General features: G+C 65.9%; 22 protein-coding genes. 16 read left to right on the top strand and 6 right to left on the bottom strand.

The genetic code is table 11. The features are described from left to right. The first annotated feature begins 17 nt into the window (after positions 1-17). From gyrB to ACTJJM_RS07820, 12 genes are all read left to right on the top strand, one after another. Entirely contained in the window at positions 18-2,477 is a 2,460-nt protein-coding gene (gene gyrB / locus ACTJJM_RS07765) for a DNA topoisomerase (ATP-hydrolyzing) subunit B (protein ID WP_440865386.1), read from the top strand. 67 nt (positions 2,478-2,544) lie between these two features. Beyond that, positions 2,545-3,390 (top strand): CPBP family intramembrane glutamic endopeptidase, encoded by an 846-nt coding sequence (locus tag ACTJJM_RS07770; RefSeq protein ID WP_010487423.1) that lies wholly within the window; start codon positions 2,545-2,547, stop codon positions 3,388-3,390. A 71-nt stretch (positions 3,391-3,461) separates the two neighbouring features. Then, a complete protein-coding gene (locus tag ACTJJM_RS07775; protein ID WP_010487422.1) occupies positions 3,462-4,268 on the top strand; it encodes a M48 family metallopeptidase in 807 nt (268 codons plus the stop codon). 132 nt (positions 4,269-4,400) lie between these two features. Next, entirely contained in the window at positions 4,401-5,588 is a 1,188-nt protein-coding gene (locus tag ACTJJM_RS07780) for a tetratricopeptide repeat protein (protein WP_010487420.1), read from the top strand. 143 nt (positions 5,589-5,731) lie between these two features. Continuing rightward, entirely contained in the window at positions 5,732-6,400 is a 669-nt protein-coding gene (locus tag ACTJJM_RS07785; RefSeq protein WP_010487418.1) for an energy transducer TonB, read from the top strand. Positions 6,401-6,493: 93 nt separating this feature from the next. Further along, on the top strand, positions 6,494-7,255 hold the full coding sequence (exbB, locus tag ACTJJM_RS07790) for a TonB-system energizer ExbB (RefSeq protein WP_004132614.1): 762 nt from the start codon (positions 6,494-6,496) through the stop codon (positions 7,253-7,255). Positions 7,256-7,317: 62 nt separating this feature from the next. Continuing rightward, a complete protein-coding gene (locus ACTJJM_RS07795) occupies positions 7,318-7,743 on the top strand; it encodes an ExbD/TolR family protein (protein ID WP_005411739.1) in 426 nt (141 codons plus the stop codon). 3 nt (positions 7,744-7,746) lie between these two features. Continuing rightward, positions 7,747-8,160, top strand: coding sequence for an ExbD/TolR family protein (locus tag ACTJJM_RS07800; RefSeq protein WP_005411740.1), 414 nt, complete (start codon positions 7,747-7,749; stop codon positions 8,158-8,160). Between the two features lie 136 nt (positions 8,161-8,296). Continuing rightward, a complete protein-coding gene (gene cls / locus ACTJJM_RS07805; RefSeq protein WP_241874158.1) occupies positions 8,297-9,757 on the top strand; it encodes a cardiolipin synthase in 1,461 nt (486 codons plus the stop codon). Positions 9,758-9,797: 40 nt separating this feature from the next. Continuing rightward, on the top strand, positions 9,798-10,067 hold the full coding sequence (locus ACTJJM_RS07810; RefSeq protein WP_440865387.1) for a hypothetical protein: 270 nt from the start codon (positions 9,798-9,800) through the stop codon (positions 10,065-10,067). Between the two features lie 9 nt (positions 10,068-10,076). Further along, complete coding sequence (locus tag ACTJJM_RS07815) at positions 10,077-10,820, top strand: pyridoxine 5'-phosphate synthase (RefSeq protein ID WP_043397717.1); 744 nt, start codon at positions 10,077-10,079, stop codon at positions 10,818-10,820. A gap of 142 nt (positions 10,821-10,962) precedes the next feature. Beyond that, complete coding sequence (locus ACTJJM_RS07820; RefSeq protein WP_043397720.1) at positions 10,963-12,054, top strand: PA0069 family radical SAM protein; 1,092 nt, start codon at positions 10,963-10,965, stop codon at positions 12,052-12,054. A 56-nt stretch (positions 12,055-12,110) separates the two neighbouring features. Here ACTJJM_RS07820 and ACTJJM_RS07825 read toward each other — a convergent pair whose 3' ends face one another. The 3 genes from ACTJJM_RS07825 to ACTJJM_RS07835 form a co-directional block, all read right to left on the bottom strand. Continuing rightward, positions 12,111-12,818, bottom strand: coding sequence for a 2OG-Fe(II) oxygenase (locus ACTJJM_RS07825; RefSeq protein ID WP_019337497.1), 708 nt, complete (start codon positions 12,816-12,818; stop codon positions 12,111-12,113). A 108-nt stretch (positions 12,819-12,926) separates the two neighbouring features. Then, positions 12,927-13,943 (bottom strand): class 1 fructose-bisphosphatase, encoded by a 1,017-nt coding sequence (locus ACTJJM_RS07830; protein WP_049436134.1) that lies wholly within the window; start codon positions 13,941-13,943, stop codon positions 12,927-12,929. 339 nt (positions 13,944-14,282) lie between these two features. Further along, complete coding sequence (locus tag ACTJJM_RS07835; RefSeq protein ID WP_049453882.1) at positions 14,283-15,485, bottom strand: amino acid aminotransferase; 1,203 nt, start codon at positions 15,483-15,485, stop codon at positions 14,283-14,285. Between the two features lie 171 nt (positions 15,486-15,656). On the opposite strand from ACTJJM_RS07835, the gene ACTJJM_RS07840 reads away from it, so the two are divergent. Further along, positions 15,657-17,747: a TonB-dependent receptor family protein gene (locus tag ACTJJM_RS07840; protein WP_126560149.1), complete on the top strand. Its 2,091-nt coding sequence runs from the start codon at positions 15,657-15,659 to the stop codon at positions 17,745-17,747. Positions 17,748-17,789: 42 nt separating this feature from the next. Here ACTJJM_RS07840 and ACTJJM_RS07845 read toward each other — a convergent pair whose 3' ends face one another. Further along, entirely contained in the window at positions 17,790-18,134 is a 345-nt protein-coding gene (locus ACTJJM_RS07845) for a hypothetical protein (protein WP_029380149.1), read from the bottom strand. Positions 18,135-18,279: 145 nt separating this feature from the next. On the opposite strand from ACTJJM_RS07845, the gene ACTJJM_RS07850 reads away from it, so the two are divergent. From ACTJJM_RS07850 to ligD, 3 genes are all read left to right on the top strand, one after another. Next, complete coding sequence (locus ACTJJM_RS07850; protein ID WP_010487387.1) at positions 18,280-18,678, top strand: hypothetical protein; 399 nt, start codon at positions 18,280-18,282, stop codon at positions 18,676-18,678. A gap of 139 nt (positions 18,679-18,817) precedes the next feature. Beyond that, the gene (gene ku, locus ACTJJM_RS07855) at positions 18,818-19,723 is read left to right on the top strand and encodes a non-homologous end joining protein Ku (RefSeq protein ID WP_010487384.1); all 906 of its coding nucleotides are present in this window, start codon (positions 18,818-18,820) and stop codon (positions 19,721-19,723) included. Positions 19,724-19,725: 2 nt separating this feature from the next. Continuing rightward, positions 19,726-22,212, top strand: a complete 2,487-nt coding sequence (gene ligD, locus ACTJJM_RS07860; RefSeq protein ID WP_126560151.1) for a DNA ligase D — start codon at positions 19,726-19,728, stop codon at positions 22,210-22,212. Between the two features lie 75 nt (positions 22,213-22,287). On the opposite strand, the gene ACTJJM_RS07865 is transcribed toward ligD, so the two are convergent. Next, complete coding sequence (locus ACTJJM_RS07865) at positions 22,288-22,680, bottom strand: hypothetical protein (protein ID WP_043397740.1); 393 nt, start codon at positions 22,678-22,680, stop codon at positions 22,288-22,290. Between the two features lie 127 nt (positions 22,681-22,807). After that, entirely contained in the window at positions 22,808-23,836 is a 1,029-nt protein-coding gene (adhP, locus tag ACTJJM_RS07870; RefSeq protein WP_043397743.1) for an alcohol dehydrogenase AdhP, read from the bottom strand. Positions 23,837-23,914 lie beyond the last annotated feature (78 nt).

Raw genomic sequence — 23,914 nt, forward strand, 5'->3', positions numbered from 1 at the left:
AGCCTACGGCAAGCGCAATGAGCGACGAACAGAACACCCCGGCAAACAACGGCAATTACGACGCCAACAGCATTACCGCCCTGGAAGGCCTGGAGGCTGTCCGCAAGCGTCCAGGCATGTACATCGGCGACGTGCATGACGGTACCGGTCTGCACCACATGGTGTTCGAGGTCGTCGACAACTCGATCGACGAAGCGCTGGCCGGCCACGCCGACCATGTTGCAGTGACGATCCACGCCGACGGCTCGGTCTCGGTGTCCGACAACGGCCGCGGCATTCCGACCGGCAAGCACGAGCAGATGAGCGCCAAGCTCGGCCGCGAAGTGTCTGCGGCCGAAGTGGTCATGACCGTCCTGCACGCGGGCGGCAAGTTCGACGACAACAGCTACAAGGTTTCGGGCGGCCTGCACGGCGTCGGCGTCAGCGTGGTCAACGCGTTGTCGCAGAAGCTGCTGGTGGACGTGTTCCAGAACGGTTCCCACTACCAGCAGGAATTCAGCAACGGCGCAGCCGTGACCGCGCTGGCCAAGCTGGAAGCCACCACCAAGCGTGGCACCACCGTGCGTTTCTGGCCGTCCACCGTCGCCTTCCACGACAACGTGGAGTTCCACTACGACATCCTGGCCCGCCGCCTGCGCGAGCTGTCGTTCCTGAACTCCGGCGTCAAGATCGTCCTTGCCGACGAGCGTGGTGATGGCCGTCGCGATGATTTCCACTACGAGGGCGGCATCCGCAGCTTCGTGGAGCATCTGGCCCAGCTGAAGACTCCGCTGCACCCGAACGTCATCTCGGTCACCGGCGAGCACAACGGCATCGTGGTGGACGTGGCGCTGCAGTGGACCGACTCCTATCAGGAGACGATGTACTGCTTCACCAACAACATTCCGCAGAAGGACGGCGGTACCCACCTGGCCGGTTTCCGCGGTGCGTTGACCCGGGTGCTCAACAACTACATCGAGCAGAACGGCATCGCCAAGCAGGCCAAGATCAACCTGACCGGCGACGACATGCGCGAAGGCATGATCGCGGTGCTGTCGGTGAAGGTGCCGGACCCGAGCTTCTCCAGCCAGACCAAGGAAAAGCTGGTCAGCTCCGACGTGCGTCCGGCGGTGGAAAATGCCTTCGGTGCGCGCCTGGAAGAGTTCCTGCAGGAAAACCCGAACGAAGCCAAGGCGATCGCCGGCAAGATCGTCGATGCCGCCCGTGCACGTGAAGCTGCGCGCAAGGCCCGCGACCTGACCCGCCGCAAGGGTGCGCTGGATATCGCTGGCCTGCCGGGCAAGCTGGCCGACTGCCAGGAAAAGGATCCGGCACTGTCCGAACTGTTCATCGTCGAGGGTGACTCGGCAGGTGGCTCGGCCAAGCAGGGCCGCAACCGCAAGAACCAGGCGGTGCTGCCGCTGCGCGGCAAGATCCTCAACGTGGAACGCGCGCGCTTCGACCGCATGCTGTCCTCCGACCAGGTCGGTACGCTGATCACCGCGCTGGGCACCGGCATCGGCCGTGACGAGTACAACCCGGACAAGCTGCGGTACCACAAGATCATCATCATGACCGACGCCGACGTCGACGGCGCCCACATCCGCACCCTGCTGCTGACGTTCTTCTACCGTCAGATGCCGGAGCTGATCGAGCGCGGTTACGTCTACATCGGCCTGCCGCCGCTGTACAAGATCAAGCAGGGCAAGCAGGAGCTGTACCTGAAGGACGACCCGGCGCTGGACAGCTACCTGGCCAGCAGCGCAGTGGAAAACGCTGCACTGGTGCCGGCCACCGGCGAGCCCGGCATCGAAGGCCTTGCGCTGGAGAAGCTGCTGCTGGCCTACGCGGCCGCGCTGGATTCGATCGAGCGCAACGCACATCGCTACGACCGCAACCTGCTTGAAGCGCTGGTCGACTTCGTACCGATGGACCTGGAAAGCCTGCGCGCTGCCGGCGAAGGTGAAGGACTGGACGCACTGGCCAAGCGCCTCAACCAGGGTAGCCTGGGCAGCCCGCGCTTCACGCTGGAACTGCAGGAAGCCAACGACGAGCGCCCGGCCGCCGTGCTGGTGACCCGTCGCCACATGGGTGAACAGCACATCCAGGTGCTGCCGATGTCGGCCTTCGAAAGCGGCGAACTGCGCGCAATCCACCAGGCATCGAAGCTGCTGCACGGTCTGGTCCGCGAAGGCGCGACCATTTCCCGCGGTGCCAAGTCGATCGAAGTCGACAGCTTTGCCAAGGCACAGAACTGGCTGCTCGAGGAGGCCAAGCGCGGCCGCCAGATCCAGCGATTCAAGGGCCTGGGTGAAATGAATCCGGAGCAGCTGTGGGACACCACGGTGAATCCGGAAACCCGTCGACTGCTGCAGGTGCGCATCGAAGACGCTGTCGCTGCTGACCAGATATTCAGCACGCTGATGGGCGATGTCGTCGAACCGCGTCGCGACTTCATCGAAAACAACGCGCTGAAGGTCGCAAACCTGGATATCTGACACAATCGGGACACGGCCGGTGCGCGGGGAGGCGCGCCGGCCTTCGACTCTTGAACACAGGTACCTGATGTCCGCATCCGCCCCGGTTTCCGCTCCGCCCCCGGTTCCGCCGGCTTCTGCCGCGCCGCGTGCCGTTTCGCCGTTGGCGGGGTTCTTCATCGACCTGGGCATCGCCGCCGTCACCCTGTTCGGCCTGAGCCTGATCAGCGGCCTGCTGTGGGGCCTGTACCGTGGCGTGGTGGTCGGTTACGCGAACGCACAGGCCGGCGCTGGCGCACCCGAGGCCAGTTCGGTAGCGGCGTCACTGGGCCAGCCCGGCGCGCTTGCGCAGATTCTCATGGCGCTGTTTGCCACCGGCGGCGCCGCGCTGCTGCTGTACTTCTGGCGACGTCCGGCCAACACGGCCGAGCGCCACGCGTCGCGCCAGGCGCTGCGCCGTCCCTCCACCTGGGGCTGGACCCTGCTGGTGGCGACCCTGATCGTGCTCGGCAGCAATGGCATCGCCTTCCTGGCCAAGCAGTTCGGTATCGAGCCGGTTCCCACCAACCTGGCGCTGATGCAGAGCGCGATCGCGCGCTTCCCCTTGTTCCTGGTGCTGTTCGCGGTGGTACTGGCACCGGCCTACGAGGAGCTGCTGTTCCGCCGCGTGCTGTTTGGCCGCCTGTGGAAAGCCGGGCGTCCGTGGCTGGGCGTGGTACTGAGCAGCCTTGCTTTTGCCCTCATCCATGAAATCCCTGGCACCAGCGCCAACGGCCCGGCCGAGATCGCGCAGCTGTGGCTGGTCTATGGCGGCATGGGGGCTGCGTTCTGCTGGTTGTACCAGCGCACCGGTACGCTCTGGGCCGCGATCGCCGCGCACGCGCTGAACAACGGTGTGGCGCTTGCCGCACTTGTGTTCTTCGGGGCAACGTAACGCCGTGTCCGCTTGACGAAAGATTAAGCCGCTACGCTACACACTGCGCATATGAACACGGGGGTGGATCCATGAAACAACTGCTGCTGGCCCTTGTCATCACCACCCTGGTCAGCGCCTGCGCGACCACAACCTCCCCTACCGGCCGCCGGCAGATGGTGGGCGGGGTGTCGCAGGCGCAGCTGGATCAGCTCGGCGCTCAGGCGTTCGCCGAAACCAAGCAGAAGGAAAAGATCAGCACCGACGGCCGCCAGAACGGTTATGTGCAGTGCGTGGTCAATGCCCTGGTCGCGCAGTTGCCGCCTCAATACCGTGGCGTACGGTGGGAGACGGCGGTGTTCGTCGACAAGGAGCCCAACGCCTTCGCCCTGCCCGGCGGCAAGGTCGGCGTGAACACTGGCATCTTCACCGTCGCCAAGAACCAGGATCAGCTGGCTGCCGTAATCGGCCATGAAATCGGCCACGTCATCGCCCGCCACCACGAGGAGCGCATCACCCGGCAGATGGGCGCGCAGACCGGGCTGGCCGTGCTCGGTGCGCTGGCCGGCGCGGCCTACGGCGAAGGCGCTGCCAGCACCGTCAACCAGCTTGGTGGCATGGGCGCGCAGACCGCCTTCCTGCTGCCCGGTTCACGCACCCAGGAAAGCGAGGCCGACGTGATCGGCCAGCGACTGATGGCCCAGGCCGGCTTCAACCCGGCGCAGGCGGTCGACCTGTGGCAGAACATGATGGCTGCCAGTGGCGGTCGCAGCCCACAATGGCTGTCCACCCACCCCGACCCAGCCAACCGGATCCAGGAACTGCGACGCGATGCACCGGCTCTGACGCCGGTCTATCAGCAGGCGCAGGCGGCCGGGCTGCGGCCAAAGTGCGGATGAGTGCGCATTTCTATGCTGTATTGCAGCACATAAAACGATTTCTCACGCCATCTGTTTCTGATACGTTTGGCGGCTCAGATTTTTCTGACAGTCCGACTTTGCCGCTAACCGGCGGTTCGATCGAGGTGAACGATGATTTTCCGTAACCACAAAGCTGTGCTTTCCGTCCTCGTCGCGACCGCCCTGACCGGCGCCGTGGTCACCGATGCCTTCGCGCAGTCCTCGCGTTCCTCCGAGCGTGGCAACCGCGGCGGCAAGCAGGCCAAGGCCGAAGCGCTGTACCCGAACGCGACCCGCGAGGAGCCGACCGTCAAGGCATCGGCCAAGCTGGGCAGCAAGCTGCAGAAGATGATCGACAGCTACAACAAGGAAAAGTTCCCGGAGACGCGCACGCAGGCCGACGCGATCCTCGCTGACAGCGCCGCGAACGAGTACGACAAGTCGCTGGCCGCGCAGCTGGCCTCGCAGGCCGCCTACCAGACCGACGACACGCCGGCTGCCGTTGCCTACCTGAAGCAGGTCCTGCAGTTCAACGGCCTGGACAACAACGGCCACTTCCAGTCGATGCTGATGCTGGGCCAGCTGCAGCTGCAGGAAGACCAGACCGCCGAAGGCCTGGCGACCCTGGACAAGTACTTCGCCGAGAGCAAGTCGACCAAGCCGGAAGAACTGATCGCCAAGGGCCAGGCGCTGTACCAGCTGGAGCGCTACCAGGAAGCGATCCCGGTGCTCAAGCAGGCCATCGCCGGTGCCACCGAACCGAAGGACAACTGGAACCAGCTGCTGATGGCGGCCCTCGCCGAAGCCGGCCAGTCCGGCGAAGCGGTGAAGGAAGCCGAGGCGCTGGCCGCCAAGAACCCGAACGACAAGAAGGCCCAGCTGAACCTGGCCAGCATGTACATGCAGGCCGACCAGATGGAAAAGGCTGCCGCGGTGATGGACAAGCTGCGCAGCAGCGGCCAGCTCACCGAAGAGCGCGAGTACAAGCAGCTGTACTCGATCTATGCCAACACCGAACACAAGGAAAAGGACGTCATCGCGGTCATCAACGAAGGGTTGCAGAAGGGCATCCTGAAGCCGGATTACCAGGTCTACCTGGCGCTGGCCCAGTCCTACTACTACTCCGACCAGGTGCCGCAGGCGATCGATGCGTGGCAGAAGGCTGCCCCGCTGTCCAAGGACGGTGAGACCTACCTGAACCTGGCACGCGTCCTGCATGCCGAAGGTCGCATCCCGGAGGCCAAGCAGGCCGCCCAGCAGGCGCTGGCGAAGGGTGTGAAGAACCAGGCTGATGCCAAAAAAATCATCAACCTGAAGTAAGTAGGAATAACGCCTGAATGCCTGCACAGTTGATGCGCAGGCGCTCAGGATTGGTATAAGCTTGGAGGTTCCTGCGGTGTCATGCACCGCTGATCAGGGATTCCGCCCCCGGCATCCCGGCCCCACTATTGAGCTCTTGGCGCATGACGGAACAACTAGTCGTTCACCGGTACGAACAACCCGATGACAAGGGGCTGAGCTGGCCTCGCATCGTCGGCATCGCGTTTGTAATTGCCCTGCATCTGGCCGCGTTCATGATGCTCCTGATCCCCGCCGTGGCTCCCAAGGCCGTGGCTGAGAAGGAGCGCAACGTCATGGTGACGATCGTCGACGCCCCGCCGCCGCCGCCCCCGCCGCCGCCGCCGCCGCCGCCGACCGATACTCCGCCGCCGCCGGTGAAGAATCTGTCGCCGCCGAAGCCGTCGCCGGTCCCGCCGCCGCCGCAGGCGCCGGTCGTGGACGTGCCGGAACCGCGCCCGAACGACATCGTCACCCCGCCGTCGCCTCCGGCGCCGCCGGCACCGCCGACCTCGATCGAGGCCAGCGTGGACATCTCGTCGAAGGCCATGAATCCGCCGCGCTACCCGCCGGCAGCCTTCCGCGCGGGTATCCAGGGCGAAGTGATCCTGATCATTGATGTCGATGCCAGCGGCAACGTCACCAATGTCACGGTGGAAAAGTCCAGCCGTAACCGCGACCTGGACCGTGCTGCGATGGAAGCGGCTCGCAAGTGGCGCTTCAACGCCGCTGAAGCAGGCGGTAAGAAGACGGCAGGTCGCGTTCGCGTTCCGGTCAACTTTGCGCTGAACTGATGCGCCCGGGTGGCCGCCGGCCACCCCCGCTCCCGGTTCGATTGTTTAGCTTAGCTACACCCTTTATCACCACACACAACAAAGGTAAGCGTCATGCTGCAGGAAATTTTCATCGCCGCTGCTGCCGGGGGCAATCCGTCCAACGCCCTGTCGCAGATGGGCTTCGAGCACCTGATCCACGAAATGACCACCAAGCCGGGTGATTTCGCGGTTTCCTGGGTCGTGCTGCTGACCCTGGTCGTCATGTCGGCCATGTCCTGGTACTGGACCGTCATCAACATCTTCCGTGCTACCCGCCTGAAGAGCGCCGCCGATCGCGTCGTCAGCCTGTTCTGGGACACCCCGAACGCGCAGGACGCCATCCGTGCGATGGAAGAACAGCCGGCTTCCGAGCCGTTCTCGAAGATCGCCCTGGACGCTGCCCAGGCGGCTGCCCACCACCAGCGCGCTGAAGGCGGCGCCACCGGCGGCGTGGGTGAGAACCTGAGCCGTTCGGAGTTCGTCGACCGCGCCCTGCGTCAGGCCGTGACCCGCGAAAGCAACAAGCTGCAGTCGGGCATGACCCTGCTGGCCACCGTCGGCGCAACCGCTCCGTTCGTCGGTCTGCTGGGTACCGTGTGGGGCATCTACGGCGCGCTGATCAAGATCGGTGCCACCGGCTCCGCTTCGATCGACGCCGTTGCCGGCCCGGTGGGTGAAGCGCTGATCATGACCGCGATCGGTCTGTTCGTCGCGATCCCGGCCGTGTTCGCCTTCAACTTCTTCAGCAAGATCAACAGCGCGACCATCAGCAAGTTCGATACCTTCGCGCACGACCTGCACGACTTCTTCGCCACCGGCTCGCGCGTCCGCTAATTGCGGCGCGCGTCACCCAGCGACGAACGTAAGTAGTCACCAAGATCTAGACGGAGCCCGTTATGGCTTTCAGTAGTGGTAACAGCGGCGGCCCCATGGCCGACATCAACGTTACGCCCCTCGTGGACGTGATGCTGGTGCTGCTGATCATCTTCATCATCACGGCGCCCCTGATGTCCCACAAGGTCAAGGTGGATCTGCCGGAAGCCAACCTGATCCAGAAGCCGGAAGACGCTGAAAAGCGTTCCGGACCGATCACCCTGGCAGTCAAGGAAGACGGCTCGATCTACTGGAACGACGAAGAAATCAACAAGCAGACTCTCGAGTCGCGCTTGGCGACCGCCGCCCAGCAGACCCCGCAGCCGCCGCTGAACCTGCGTGGTGACCGCACCACCAAGATGCGTGTCATCAACGACCTGACCAAGGTCGCGCAGGAGCAGGGCATGCTTGACGTCGGCTTCGTCGCGACCAAAGAAAAGGGGCAATAAGCCATGGCATTCAGTAGTGGTGGTGGCAAGGGCCCCATGGCAGACATCAACGTCACGCCCCTCGTGGACGTGATGCTGGTTCTGCTGATCATCTTCATCGTGACCGCGCCGATCATGACGTACCCGATCGCCGTGGACCTGCCGCAGCGCGTGCTCAACCCACCGCCGCAGCTGGTCGAACCGCCGCCGCCGATCGAACTGAAGATCGACGCCAGCAACCAGGTCTCGTGGAACAACAGCCCGATCAATACCAGCGAGCTGCAGCAGCGGATGGAGCAGGAGGTCCAGCGTGACCCGACCAACCAGCCGGAACTGCGCATCGACGCCAGCCCGGATTCCGAGTACGACGTGATGGCCAAGGTTCTGGCCGCTGCGAAGAACGCTCAGATGAAGAAGATCGGTTTTGTGCAGCAGTAATCGCTACACCGCAACACAACAGTCATGACGCGACTGCAGACGCCCCTGGAAACAGGGGCGTCTTTTTTTGTTCTCATCCTGGCACACGGGTCGAGGTTGGATCCCATCGGGTGGCATGCGCCGCTATGATCGGCGGATGCTCGCCCTCTTCGACTCCCTGCGCCACTGGCTGGACGGCATTGCCCACCTCGGTACCATCCTGGCGGTGGCCTATCTGCTGTACCTGCTCGCGCTGACCGGCTGGATCATGCTGCAGAAGCGCGAGCCGGTGGCGACGCTGAGCTGGATCCTGTCGCTGGCGCTGCTGCCGTACCTGGGCCTCTTCATCTACTACCTGCTGGGCCCGCAGAAGGTGAAGCGGCAGCGTTTGCGCCGTGGCCGCGCGCGGTCGGGCATGGAGCACTACAGCGACGTCTGCCCACCCGACGCCGACTGCACCGAGCTGGCCAAGATCGCCCAGGCCACGACCGGGCTTGCGCCGAGCAGCGCCACCGAAGTGACCTGGCTGGTGGACGGCGCGGCGACCTACGCCGCGCTGCTTGAGGCCGTCGCACAGGCACGCGACCACGTGCATCTGGAGTACTACATCTTCAACCCGGACCATGCCGGAACCGCCCTGCGTGACGCGCTGGTGGAACGTGCACAGGCCGGCGTGCAGGTGCGCCTGCTGCTCGATGCCGTAGGCTCTTCCGCCCTGCCCAGCCGCTTCCTGCAGCCGCTGCTCGACGCCGGTGGCGAAGCGATCTGGTTCCACCCACGGCAGCTGCTGAAGCCGTTCAAGCGCCCGTGGTTGAACCTGCGTACCCACCGCAAGCTGGTGATCGTCGATGGGCGCCTCGCCTTCACCGGTGGCATCAACATCACCGACGACGAGGATGAAAGCCGCAGGGCGGATGCCTACCGCGACCTGCACATGCGCATCCGCGGCCACGTGGTGCGCAGCCTGCAGCTGGTGTTTGCCGAGGACTGGCTCTACGCAAGTGGGCAGGATCCCTCGCGCATGGACATCGCCCGTCTGTGGCCGGCCGACATGCCGCTGCGCGGCGATGGTGCGATCAACTCCCAGGTGCTGGTCTCCGGTCCGGACTCGGGCTGGGAAACGATCCATCGCCTGCACGTGGCGGCGATCCAGGAAGCGCATGAGCGTGTCTGGCTGGTCACGCCCTACTTCGTGCCGGGCGAAGCGGCGCGGATGGCGTTGACCTCGGCCGCGCTGGGCGGCCTGGACGTGCGCCTGCTGGTACCGAAGATGAGCGATTCCTGGTTCGTCACCCAGGCCGCCCGCTCCTACTTCGACGAGCTGCTGCATGCCGGGGTGAAGATCTACGAGTACGGCCCGCGCATGCTGCATACCAAGGCCTTCATCGCCGACGACGATGTCTGCATCGTTGGCAGTGCCAACTTCGATCACCGCAGCTTCCGGCTGAACTTCGAGCTGTCGATGATGATCAGTGACCGTGACCGGGTGGCTGCCCTGGCCGAACTGCTGCAGGGTGAGTTCGACCGTTCCACGCGGGTGCGCGACCAGGCCGGCCGCTCGTTGTGGCTGCACCGCCTGCCCGAGGCCTTCGCCCGGCTGGCCTCGCCGCTGCTCTGACGCAGCGCTACACTGCGGCGATCACCCGGGGAGCCCCACTATGTACTGGTTGTACCTGCTGCTGGCGCTGGGCTGTTTCGCCTTCGCGCTGAAGACCCCCAGCGCCGGGCTGATGACTCTGTGCCTGCTGGCCGCCCTCGCCTTCCTGCTGGCCTGGGTGCGAGGCGGCTACGTGGCCCGCTTCGGCGATCTGCAGCGCGACCCTGCCACCCTGGTCGATGCCGAGGAACTGCGCCGCCTGCGCGAGCGGGCCCAGGCCCGCCCTGGTGACGACCACAACGACCACGATCCGTCCCCTCTTTCCCAGTAGTTCCGTTCCATGACCCAGCTCAGCGTCAACGTCAACAAGATCGCCGTCCTGCGCAATTCGCGCGGCGGTGCCGAACCGGACGTGGTGCGTGCCGCCCAGGCCTGCCTGGACGCCGGTGCGCATGGCATCACCGTGCACCCGCGGCCGGACCGCCGACACATCACCGCCGAGGACGTGCTGGCGCTGTCGACGCTGACCCGCGCGCGTGGCGTCGAATTCAACATCGAAGGCAACCCGTTCGCGCCGCCGCGCGAGGGCTACCCCGGGCTGCTGCCGCTGTGCGAACAGACCCGCCCGGCGCAGGCCACGCTGGTGCCGGATGGCGATGGGCAGATCACGTCCGATCACGGTTTCGACTTCGAGCGTGACGGCGAGCGGTTGCGACCACTGGTGGCCGAACTGAAGGCGATGGGTTGCCGGGTCAGCCTGTTCGTTGACGCCGGTAATCCGCTGCTGGAGCAGGCGGCCGACGTCGGCGCCGATCGCATCGAGCTGTACACCGGCCCCTACGCCGAAGCGCACGCCGCCGGTGATGCCGAGGCGATGCTGGCGCTGTTTGCCACCGCCGCACGCCGCGCACAGGCGGTTGGGCTGGGCGTCAACGCCGGCCACGACCTGTCGCAGGACAACCTGCGTGACTTCCTGGCGAACGTGCCGGACGTGCTGGAAGTATCGATCGGCCACGCGCTGATCGGCGAAGCGCTGTATGACGGGCTGGATGCTACGGTGCGCGGCTACCTGGCGCTGCTCTGATGCATTGCAGCCGAGCGTAGGCTCGGCTCTACAAGGTCTCTGCATCAACTGTAGAGCCGAGCCCATGCTCGGCTCAGCACCGCCCTGAACCCTTCAGGCGGCCGTCGCAGCCATTGAGACGGCCACGATGTACGCTGCCACAATGGGTATTGCGATCAAGGGCCGAGGTTCCACGTCCCACCTTGCCGGGCGCTTTGAAAGCACCGTCAGCGAGGCGGTGGACGACGGCTGGGCGGTGGACGAGAGCGAGGAGTTCCTTGCCCCGCGCCTCCGCACCGAGGTGCGTGCCGAGACCGCGCGTAGCATCATCACCCGCAACACCTCGCCGGACGTCGGCTTCAGCCAGTCGGTAAATCCCTACCGCGGCTGCGAGCATGGCTGCTCCTACTGCTTCGCGCGCCCCTCGCATGCCTATCTGAACCTGTCGCCGGGCCTGGACTTCGAGACCAAGCTGTTCGCCAAGACCAATGCCCCCCAGCTGCTGCGCAAGGAGCTGTCGAAGCCGGGTTACGTGCCGCAGCCGATCGCACTGGGCATCAATACCGATGCGTACCAGCCGATCGAGCGCAAGTTCAAGCTGACCCGCCAGCTGATCGAAGTGATGCTGGAGACCAAGCATCCTTTTTCGCTGATCACCAAGAACGCACTGGTCGAGCGCGATATCGATCTGCTTGCACCGCTGGCGGCGGAGAACCTGGTCAGCGTGCACTTCTCGGTGACCACGCTGGACCCGCATCTTTCCGCAAAGCTGGAACCGCGCGCATCGGCGCCGCATGCACGGCTGCGCGCGATGAAGCGTCTGCATGAAGCGGGCATTCCGGTCGGTGTGATGGTGGCGCCGGTGATCCCATGGATCAACGACAGCGAGCTGGAGGCCGTGCTGGAGGCTGCGCACGACGCTGGCGCCAGTACCGCTGGTTACGTGCTGCTGCGCTTGCCGCTTGAAGTGGCGCCGTTGTTCCGCGACTGGCTGGACACCCATCATCCCGATCGTGCCGCGCATGTGATGAGCACCATCCAGCAGCTGCGTGGCGGCAAGGACTACGACAGCCAGTTCGGAACCCGCATGCGGGGCCAGGGTGTGTATGCGGATCTGTTGAACAACCGCTTCAAGCTGGCGCGCAAGCGCCTCGGCTTCAACGCGCAGAACAGTCATTGGCCGAAGCTGGATTGCAGCCGGTTCCTGAAGCCGTTGCCGCCGAAGAAGGATTCGCCGCAGGGGTCGTTGTTCTGAGTCCATCCGTCGAGCATGGCTCGACTCTACATCCGAGGCCGACGAGCCGCTCGGCGTCACCCCCCGAACAACTTCTGCGCACTCTGGAACAGGATCCAGCTGGTCGCGATGAACTTGTCCCCACCCTGCGGGCGATTGCCACGATGGGTATGAGTGAACGCAGTCGGCGCAATCAGCAGGCTGCCGGTACGAGGTGCGATCTTCCGCCCCTGGAACAGGAACTCGGTCTCGCCTTCGTCAAAGTCGTCGTTGAGGTACAGCGTCCACAACACGTGCCGATGCAGGGTCTCGGCCTGCGCATCCTTGGGGTACAGCTCGCAGTGCCAGTACGGATAGCCGCCCTCGCCTGCCGCATACCACTGCAGGTTGATCGCACCCGGACGCAGGCAGGTGCGAGCCAGGTCGGCCAGCTGCTGCGGTGGCATGTCAGGGAAGTCCTCGGCAGACAGGCGTCGCGGTTGGCCGTTGCTGTCCTGGATCTGCAACATCAGCGGGGCGATCAAAGCCTGTGGATAACGGCGTAGATAAGTCAGCAGGCCGTTGAACACCGCGATCTGCAGCTGCTGGTCGACATCCTGCCAGCCGTCCAGGCCACTGATACGCAGATCCTTGCTGTGCTTGAGTTCCGGGAACACGCCACTGCCCACGGCACCGGGCTGCAGGCCACGCGTGGCGCGCAGGCGTTCAACGATGGCCGCGCAGACCTCGCTGGGGACGGCGTTGTGGATGACTTCGATGAAATCGACCGGGCCCTGCTCGTGCATGCGTGCATTCCTTAGGCGGCAACGGCTTGATGGTGCCGTTTGCCGCCCTCGGTGTCACCCCACGGTCATGTCATCGAACTGCCATGACCGCTGTCAGGCGATAGGCCCTCAGCCCTGTGCGTCGTCGTGCGCGTTGTGGTAGCGCACGGCTTCAGCCACTTCCTCGCGCGAACCGAGGAACACCGGTACGCGCTGGTGCAGCTGGTCGGGCTGGATGTCGAGGATGCGCTCGCGGCCGGTCCAGGCGGCGCCGCCGGCCTGTTCGACCAGCAGGCCCATCGGGTTGGCTTCGTACATCAGGCGCAGCTTGCCGGCCTTGGACGGATCCTTCTTGTCCCACGGGTAGATGAAGATGCCGCCGCGGGTCAGGATGCGATGCACGTCGGCCACCATGCTGGCGATCCAGCGCATGTTGAAGTTCTTGCCGCGCGCGCCTTCCTTGCCCGCCAGCAGGTCGCCGACGTAGGCCTGCATCGGCGCTTCCCAGTGACGCTGGTTGGACATGTTGATGGCGAACTCCTGGGTTGCCGCCGGGATCTGCATGTTCTCGGTGGTCAGCACGAACTCGCCCTTCTCGCGGTCCAGGGTGAAGGCATGGGTACCGTGGCCGACGGTCAGCACCAGCTGGGTGCTGGGCCCGTAAATGCAGTAGCCGGCGGCGATCTGCTTGCTGCCCGGCTGCAGGAAGGCGTCATCGCCCGGAAGTTCGACGTTGGTCGGGCAGCGCAGTACCGAGAAGATGGTGCCGACGGAGACGTTGACGTCGATGTTGGAGCTGCCGTCGAGGGGATCGAACAGCAGCAGGAAATCACCACGCGGGTAGATGTCCGGCACCGGCTGGCTGTGGTCCATTTCTTCGGAGGCGCAGGCGGCGAGGTGGCCACCCCAGGCGTTGGCTTCAAGCAGGATCTCGTTGCTGATCACATCCAGCTTCTTCTGCGCTTCGCCCTGCACGTTGCCGGTACCGGCGTCGCCGAGCACGCCACCGAGGGCGCCCTTGCTGACGGCGATGGAGATGCTGGTGCAGGCGCGGGCGACCACGGCGATCAGCTGGCGCAGGTCGGCATTGATGCGGCCGGCGTGCTGTTCCTGGATCAGGAAGCGGGTCAACGAAGTACGGGACATGGTCGGGCAGGTCTCGGCAGCGGGAAAACGCCTATTGTCGCCCGTATGGCGGGGCCGTGCGTGAGCGCGGGAAGGCGTAATCGTTTCCAGATGCGTTGCGCTCGTGGCGCCTTCCTTCATGGAGGCGCAGGGCGAGGCACACCGTGGCCAGGACACGCCGTAAACCCATCCATGGGGGCTCGATCGGCGCATCCATGCGCCTCACGGTCCTGGCCACGGTGTGCCTCGCCCTGCGCTTCAGGGTTCGCCGCGAGCGCGGAGAGTGTGGCAAAGGCAAAGCAGGAGCAAAAACAAAGGCGCCTTTCGGCGCCTTTGTCTTCAAGCCACTGGAGCGTTGCTTCAGCCCTTGGCGACGGTGGCCACGGCCTTGGCGACGTACTCCAGGTTGTTCTGGTTCAGCGCGGCCACGCAGATGCGGCCGGTGCCGACGGCGTAGATGCCGAACTCGTCGCGCAGGCGCTCGACCTGCTCACGGCTCAGGCCGGAGTAGGAGAACATGCCGGCCTGCTCGTTGATGAAGCCGAACTGCGGTGCACCTGCAGCGGCCAGCTTCTCGACCAGGCCCTGGCGCAGGGCGTGGATGCGCTCGCGCATCTCGGTCAGCTCCTGCTCCCACATCGCACGCAGTTCCGGGTTGGTCAGCACGCCGGCCACCAGCGCGGCACCGTGGGTGGACGGGCTGGAGTAGATGGTGCGGATCACGCGCTTGACCTGCGACTGCACGGCCTTGGCGTCAACGGCGGTCGGCGCCACCATCGACAGCGCACCCACGCGCTCGCCGTACAGCGAGAACGACTTGGAGTACGAGTTGGCGACGATGAAGCTGTCGATGCCTGCTTCGGCGATGATGCGCACCGCGGCGCCGTCCTGTTCGATGCCCTTGTCGAAGCCCTGGTAGGCCATGTCGATGAAGGGGAACAGCTGGCGGTCCTTCAGCAGCTGCGCGACCTGCTTCCACTGGCTGACCGTGAGGTCGGCACCGGTGGGGTTGTGGCAGCAGGCATGCAGCAGCACCACGGTGCCGGCTTCCAGCTTGCCCAGGTCGGCCAGCATGCCGTCGAAATCAACCCCATGGGTGGTCGGGTCGAAGTAGGTGTAGTCCAGCACCTCGAAACCGGCCGCGCTGAACACGGCGCGGTGGTTTTCCCAACTCGGGTTGCTCAGCGCAACGGTGGCGTGCGGCAGCAGCTTCTTCAGCACGTCGGCGCCGACACGCAGCGCACCGCTGCCACCAACGGTCTGTGCGGTGGTGACGCGGCCGGCGGCCAGCAGCGGCGAGTCCTTGCCGAACACCAGCTCACGCGTGGCCTGCGTGTACGCCGGCAGGCCATCGATCGGCAGATAGCCGCGCGGTTTGGCTTCAGCGGCGAGCTGCTGCTCGATCTGCTTGACGGCGCGCAGCAGCGGAATGCGGCCGCTCTCGTCGTAGTAGATGCCCACACCCAGGTTGACCTTGGTCGGGCGGCTGTCGGCGTTGTACGCCTCGGTCAGGCCCAGGATCGGGTCGCCTGGGACCAGTTCCACGTTTGCAAAGAAGGACACGGCGGTACTCGTTCGGTAGACGGAAAGGGGGAGGAATTGCGCCACGCGGTTCGCGGCTTTTCGGCCGGAAACAGCCCATCGTAACAAAGCCTGCCGGGGCTGGCCGCCGCCATCGTCATCCGCGGCCCCGTACCATGGCGTGCGTTGCCGCCCGATCCATCAACCTGAATCATGAATCCCGCCGCACGACGCTGTTGCCTTCCGCTGTCTGCCCTGCTGCTGTCGCCCTGGACAGCGGTGGCCGAGCCTGCGCCCACCGCCCTGCCTGCGGTGCAGGTACAGGCCGCACGGGTGCCGGGCATCGACCCGTTCGCGCTGCCGGCCAGCCAGGACACGGTCTGGATCGATGCCAGCCGCGCTGGCACCGGCGCGCAGCTGTCCGAGGCGCTGGCCGGGGTACCGGGGCTGCTGGCGCGCGACCGGCAGAACTTCGCGCAGGACACGCAGCTGTCGATCCGTGGCTTCGGCGCGCGCTCGACCTTCGGTGTGCGCGGGGTGCGGGTGTTGATCGACGGCGTGCCGGCCACCATGCCCGATGGCCAGGGCCAGCTGTCACACGCCAGCCTGCTGGGCGCCGAGCGCATCGACGTGCTGCGCGGGCCGTTCTCGGCGCTGTACGGCAACTCCTCCGGTGGCGTGCTGCAGGTCTGGAGCGCGCAGGGCCAGGCCGGCGACCCGTGGCGGTTGCGGCTCAACGCTGGTGCCGACAACACGCTCAGTGTCGGCGCGCAGCTGAAGGGTGCCGGCCAACTGCTGGACTACAACATCGCCGCCAATCACCTCCGCACCGATGGCTGGCGGGACCACAGCCGTGCGCGCCGTGAATCGCTCAACGCACGCATCGGTGGTGCGCTGGGCGGTGGGCGGCTGGAGCTGTTGCTCAATGCGCTCGATGCCCCCGATGCACAGGATCCGCTGGGCCTGACCCGTGCCCAGGTGGCGGCTGATCCGCGCCAGGCCACGGCGGTGGCGCACCCGTACAACACCCGCAAATCGGTGCGCCAGCAGCAGGCCGGCCTGCGCTGGACCCGTGAAACGGGCGCGCAGCGCTGGCAGTTGATGGGCTATGCCGGGCAGCGCGCGGTGACCCAGTTCCTGCCCATTCCGCCCACGGCGCAGGCCAATCCGCTGCATGCCGGCGGCGTGATCGATCTGGACGCCGGCTACGGCGGGCTGGACGCGCGCTGGGGCTGGCACGGCGATCTGGCCGGGCGACCGCTGGACCTGGTGGCCGGGCTCAGCGCCGACCGCCAGCGCCAGCATCGGACCGGCTACGAGAACTTCATCGGCAGCACGCTGGGCGTACGGGGGCGCCTGCGCAGAGACCAGATCGACACCGTGCATAACGTCGATCAGTTCGCGCAGGCGTGGTGGCAGTGGAGTCCACGCTGGTCATTGCTGGCTGGCCTGCGCCACAGCACCGTGTGCTTCGAATCCGACGACCGCTACATCATCGGCCGCAACCCGGATGACAGTGGCCGCCGGCGCTACCAGGCCACCACGCCGGTGGCCGGGATCAGCTTTGAGGCCAGCCCGCAGTGGCGGCTGCATGCTGCGGTCGGCCGCGGTTTCGAAACCCCCACCTTCAACGAACTGGGCTATCGCGCCGACGGGCAGGCGGGATTGGCACTGGACCTGGCGGCCGCCCGCAGCCGCAATCTGGAGATTGGCAGCAAGTGGCACGCGCAGAGCGGAATCCAGCTCGATATCAGCCTGTTCCGTGCAGATACCGACGATGAGCTGGCCGTTGCCAGCAACACCGGAGGGCGCAGCACCTATCGCAACATTGGCCGCACCCGCCGCCAGGGCGTGGAACTGCAGTACCGACAGCCGCTGGCCGAGCAATTGGAACTGCAGTTGGCCTGGACTTGGCTGCAGGCGCAGGTGCGCTCGCCTTACCTGACCTCGAACAACGTGGTCGCGGCGGGCAGTCGCTTGCCGGGTGTGCCGCGCCAGCAGGCGTTCGCCCGCCTGCAGTGGAGCCCCGCCGACTGGCAATGGGCACTGGAGGCCACGGCCAGCAGCGATACCGTGGTCAACGACGTCGCCACCGAACGGGCGCCGGGCTTTGCCTTGTTGCACGTGGAGGGCGGACGCCGCTGGACCCTGCCCGGCGGTGAACTGCGTGCTTTCGCGCGGCTGGAGAACGTGCTGGACCAGGCCTACATCGGCTCGGTGATCGTCAACGATGGCAATGGCCGCTACTACGAGCCCGGGCCGGGACGGCGGGCCAGCGTGGGTGTGCAGTGGTCGTGGCGCTAGCGCGGGACCGCTGCGCGCGCCGGGCATGGCCCGGCGCTACCGTCAATCGGGGGCCTTGGCCGGCACGAATGGCGAGGTCGGGTCGCTGGCCGGGAAGGTCTCCTCCAGCGCCTCGTCCTGGTTGTCGCTGGCGCGCTGCTTGCGCTCGCGGCGCTTGAGCGGGCTCTCTTGGCCACCGCGATGGCGGTCACCGCCATCCTTGCGGTCCTGGGCGGCCTGTTCAGCCACATGTCTCACCGGCAGATGGTCGTCACCGTGCTCGGCGTCGAAGAACGGCGCACCGGTGCCGCGGTAGTCGGCGTTGTCGGCATCGCGCTTGCCGCGCTGTTCACCGGGAAGGGGCGGGTGGTTTTCCCGCATCGGGTCTCGTGAGGTCTCTCGGCTCATGGTCTGGTACCTGCACTCGGGGCTCCCACTACACCGCCCTGCAGGTAAAGCCACTGCGAACCTGGCGTCATGAACATCTCGCTCACCCCCCGGTAACGGCACCGCGCGTATTCCTGCCCACCCGCCCCCGCTGCAGGAGCCGGCCATGCCCCGTCTTGAACGACCCGCACCGTCCGTGTTCAACGCCCTGCTCGATCCGCTTGGCCAGCGCACCGCGCAGCGCCGCACGCGCCGCCAGGAAGATCCGCAGGCGGTGGCACAGGATTACCTGCAGTACATGCTCAGCGACTACGAGGAGAGGCGTGGCCAGAGCCACCGCAACTGGCGTGATCTGTGCCCGGTGTATGCCTTCGCGCTGACCACCCACGCCGCGGATTGGCCACGTGGTGATGCCGCCGATACCTGCGAGGAACTGGCCGAGCACTGGGAGCAGATGCGCGGGCAGTCGCGGTTGAGCTGGTCGCAGGCACGGCCGGTGGTGGAGGACGCCTGGCGCGCACTGGACCATATTCCGGCGGCGGCGGTGAGGCCGTTGCTGCAGTAGTGGCGGGCACTTGAAGCAGCCGAGCGCGGGCTCGGCTCTACAGCCAAGTGGTCGCGCCACCTGACGTGCACGGCACGGACACGGTTGGTTTACGCCCTCCGGCCCACGCTGGGCACCCTGCCCCGCCAAAGGTACGCCCATGGCCCGCCCGATCTGGACCGGCACGCTGTCGTTTGGCCTGCTCAATGTGCCGGTGTCGCTGATGTCCGGCGAACGCAAGGTCGATCTGCAGTTCCGCATGCTCGACTCCCGCGATCGCAAGCCGATCCGTTTCGAACGGGTCAACGCCGACACCGGCGAGGAAGTGCCCTGGAAGGACATCGTCAAAGCCTATGAGTACGACAAGGGCAGCTACGTCGTGCTGGAGGAAGGTGATATCCGGTCGGCCGCGCCGGAAAGCCACGAAGCGGTGGAGGTGGAATCGTTCGTGGATGCGGCGCAGATCGACCCGCGCTACTACGAGAAACCCTATCTGCTGGTACCCGGCAAGAAGGCCGAAAAGGGCTACGTGCTGCTGCGCGAGACATTGCGCAGTACCGGCAAGGTGGGCATCGCACGGGTGGTGGTGCGCACACGGGAATACCTGTGTGCGGTGATGCCGCATGAGGACGCGCTGGTGCTGATGATCCTGCGCTATCCGCAGGAACTGGTGGATCCCGAGGATTACAAGCTGCCCACCGGCAAGCTGTCCGACTACCGCATCACCAGCAAGGAAACGGCGATGGCCGAACAGTTGATCGAGTCGATGGCCGGCGACTGGGATCCGTCGCAGTACCACGATGAATTCCGCGAGCGCCTGCAGCAGGTGCTGAACAAGCGCATCAAGTCCAAGGGCGGCACCACGCGGGTGGACGATGAGCCGGCACCGCGCGAGGACGCCAGTACCAACGTGGTCGATTTCATGGCGCTGCTGCAGAAGAGCCTGGATGCGAACACGCGCACGCCGGCGAAGAAGACGGCGACGCGCAAGGCACCGGCGAAGAAGGCTGCGAAGAAGACCGCCAAAAAGGCCGTGAAGAAAACCACCCGGCGCAAGGCAGGTTGACCATGTCGCTGCACCAGTACCGGCGCAAACGCCGACTTGGCGGTGGCGCCGGGCAGACACCGGAGCCTGACGACACGCGCGTCCGCGGTGATCCGAGGCGGCGGCCGACCTTCGTCATCCAGCTGCACCATGCCAGCTCGCGCCACTACGACTTCCGCCTTGAGATGGACGGCGTGCTGAAGAGCTGGGCGGTGCCGAAAGGTCCTTCGCTTCGCGTCGGTGAGAAGCGGTTGGCCGTGGAAGTGGAAGATCACCCGCTGTCCTACGCCACCTTCGAAGGAGACATTCCCGAAGGCCACTACGGCGCGGGCCACGTCGAGGTGTTTGATCAGGGTACCTGGGCCTGCGAAGGTGATCCTCTGCAGGCACTGGCGGCAGGAAAGATCGACTTCGTGCTGCATGGGCAACGCCTGGCCGGTGGCTGGAAGCTGGTGCGCACCGCGATGAAAGGACGCCAGGTGCAATGGCTGCTGATCAAGCGCGACGATGGTGAAGGGCGCGACGCCGAGGCGGATGACCTGCTGACGGCACCGATGCCGAAACGAGCACCTGCGGCGAAGAAGCGTTCCGCAGGGAAGGCGGTGCGCTCGGTCCCCGCCGCACGGACGACCACACGCAAGGCCGATGCGCGCTGGCATGCATGCGCACTGCAGCTGCACGGCGCACGTGATACGCCCTATCCCCGCGGGTTCAAACCGCAGTTGACCGATCATCGCGACAGTGCCCCGGACGGCGAGCGCTGGCTGCATGAGATCAAGTGGGATGGCTATCGGCTGCTGGCCGACCTGCACGATGGCGAGGTGAAACTCCGCTCGCGCAACGGCCTGGACTGGACGGCCGATTTTCCCGAGGTCGTGCAGGCCGTGCGGGCGCTGCCGGTGCGTGATGCGCGACTGGACGGTGAGCTGGTGGTGCTGGACAAGGAAGGACGCAGTGACTTCGCAGCGTTGCAGCGCGTGATCGACGGCAGTTCGAAACAACCACTGCGCTACATCGTGTTCGATCTTCCGGGTGTGGCCGGCGTGGACATCAGTCGTGCACCGCTGGTGGAGCGCAAGGCGCTGCTGAAGGACCTCATCGGGCCCGCGCCCGGCACCCTGGCCTTCAGCGAACACGTGATCGACCATGGGCCGCAGGTATTCGATGCCAGCGGCGAGGCCGGCTTTGAAGGCATCGTCAGCAAGCAGGTGGATGCGCCGTACGTGAATACCCGCGCGCGCAGCTGGGTGAAGGTGAAGCACGAAGACACCGACGAGTTCGTGATTGTCGGCTACACGGCACCCAAGGGTTCCCGGGTGGGATTCGGTTCGCTGCTTCTGGCCACGCCGGACAAGGCTGGCCTGCGCTATGTCGGCCGCGTTGGCACCGGCTTCGACGATGAAAGCCTGCGTGCGCTGCTCAAGGCACTGCGGCCATTGGCAGTGAAGACGCCCGTGCTGCAGTTGCCGGCGCATGTGCCGTTCCGCGCTGCCAGCGTACGCTGGGTGACACCAGTGGCGGTGGCGGAGGTGGCGTTCCGTGGCTGGGGCAAGGAAGGCCTGCTGCGCCAGGCCAGTTTCAAGCGGCTGCGCAGCGACAAGCAGAAGGAGGACCTGGGAATGAGCACCGCAGATGCCGAAGCCGGAGGTGAGGTCCAGATCACTCATCCGGAGCGGGTGGTGTTTCCAAAGCAGAAACTGCGCAAGGGCGACGTGGCCGACTACTATCAGCGCATGGCGCGCTGGATCCTGCCCGAAATCGCCGGACGACCACTGTCACTGCTGCGCTGCCCGGACGGCGTAGGCAAGGCTTGTTTCTTCCAGAAGCACCATGGTCCCGGCCTGGGCGATGCGGTACATGCGGTGCCCCTGCAGCAGAAAAGCGGCCGCGAGGATTACGTCTACATCGACGACACGCGCGGCCTGCTGCAGCTGGTGCAGATGAACACCCTGGAGCTGCATCCCTGGGGCGCGACCGTGGCCGATCCCGAACATCCGGATCGTCTGGTGTTCGATCTCGACCCCGGCGAAGGCGTCAGCTGGGCACAGGTGAAAGCCGGTGCACGCGATGTGCGCGACCGCCTGCAGCAGGTGGGCCTGAAGAGCTTCGTACGCCTGTCCGGTGGCAAGGGCGTGCACGTGGTGGTGCCGCTGCAGCCCAAGGCAGGCTGGGACGAGGCGAAGGCGTTCTGCGAGGCGTTCGCGCAGGCAATGGCGCTGGAGCAGCCTGATCGCTACGTGGCGACGATGAGCAAGGCCAAGCGCGGCGGGGTGATCTTCATCGACTGGCTGCGCAACACACGGGGTGCTACCAGCGTGTGCTCGTGGTCGCTGCGCGCACGCGACAGCGCCGGCGTGGCAGTGCCGCTGCGATGGGAAGAGCTTGCACGCGTCAGTGCGGCCGACGCGTTTCCGATGGCCAAGGCACTGGCGCGCGCGAAGCGGCTGAAGGGTGACCCATGGCAGGGCATCGCGCGGTTGAAGCAGACGCTGCCGCGCATGGACCTGTAGAGCCGAGCCCATGCTCGGCTTGCATGCACATCGACACAGGCAGCCGAGCATGGGCTCGGCTCTACAGGGGCGGCGTTACCTTGCGTCGCGCGACGCGCGGCGGCCGAACCACCAGCCGGCCAGCAGCTGCAACGGCAGCGATGCCAGCAGCGAAATGACGAACCAGAGCGGAAAATCAGCGCCTGCGGCCCACACCGCGTAGCCGCAGCCCAGCGCGATCAGTGACCAGATGGAAAAACCATGCGAACGCGGCCAGCAGGGCGCGTAGTAGGTGGCGAAGGAAATGCCGGCGATGCCACCGAGCACGCTGAAGGCCAGATCCCACCCCAGCTGCACGCTGTTGTTGTCCGGCGACATGCCCACCAGCGGGGGCAGCCAGCTGGCGACGCTGCTGACCAGCGCAAGCGACAGCACGCCGCCGATCAGGGCGACGAAGGACAGGAACAGGGTCTTGAGCAGTGCGGGCATGCGCGCATTGTAAGGCTGCGCGAAGTGCCTGGGGTTGCTGGCCTGCGGCCGGTACTACCGATGGATCGGCATGGCCGCCGCGTCCGTGGGAGAGGGGGACGGAGCGACGGCGGCCATGCACAAGCGGTCAGGCGGCGAAGTCGAGCACCACGCGGCCTTCGATGGTGCCCGCGTGCATGCGCGCGAACACGTCGTTGATGTTTTCCAGGCGGTCGGTGCTGACTGTGGCGGCGACCTTGCCCTCGGCGGCGAACTGCAACGACTCCTGCAGGTCCAGCCGGGTACCGACGATCGAGCCCCGCACGGTGATGCCGTTGAGCACCATGCCGAAGATGTCCAGCGGGAAGTTGCCCGGCGGCAGACCGTTGAGCGAAACGGTACCGCCACGGCGGACCATGCCCAGCGCCTGCTCGAACGCCTTCGGCGACACCGCCGTGACCAGGGCGCCGTGCGCGCCGCCGATTTCCTTCTTCAGGAAGGCAGCGGGGTCGGTGGTGCGCGCGTTGACGGTGATCTGCGCGCCGAGCTGCCGGGCCAACGCCAGCTTGTTGTCGTCCACGTCCACCGCCGCCACGTTCAGGCCCATTGCGCGGGCGTACTGCACGGCCATGTGGCCCAGGCCACCGATGCCGGAGATCGCCACCCAGTCACCGGGCCTGGTGTCGGTGACCTTCAGGCCCTTGTAGACGGTCACGCCGGCGCACAGCACCGGCGCGATCTCCACGAAGCCCACGTCCTTTGGAAGCAGGCCGACATAGTTGGCATCGGCCAGTGCGTACTCGGCGAAGCCGCCGTTGACCGAGTAACCGGTGTTGCGCTGCGTTTCGCACAGCGTTTCCCAGCCCCCCAGGCAGTGTTCGCAATGGCCACACGCCGAGTACAACCAGGGGATGCCGACCCTGTCGCCTTCCCTGACGTGCCCGACCCCGCCACCCACGGCCACGACGTGCCCCACGCCCTCGTGACCGGGGATGAACGGCGGGTTCGGTTTGACCGGCCAGTCGCCCTCGGCGGCGTGCAGGTCGGTGTGGCAGACACCACAGGCCTCGATCCTGACCAGTACCTCGCCCGCCCCCGGGCGTGGTACCGAGACTTCCTCGATGACCAGTGGCTTGCCGAACTCACGCACGACAGCGGCCTTCATGGTGGAATTCATGTTCGGATCTCCGTAGTGCGCTTGCCCACAGAATGACGCCGGCACGAGGCCGGCGCTTTGATCACGATCAAACCTTTG

The sequence above is a fragment of the Stenotrophomonas sp. 22692 genome (genome assembly GCF_052045015.1).
GTDB classification, from domain to species: Bacteria; Pseudomonadota; Gammaproteobacteria; order Xanthomonadales; family Xanthomonadaceae; genus Stenotrophomonas; species Stenotrophomonas geniculata.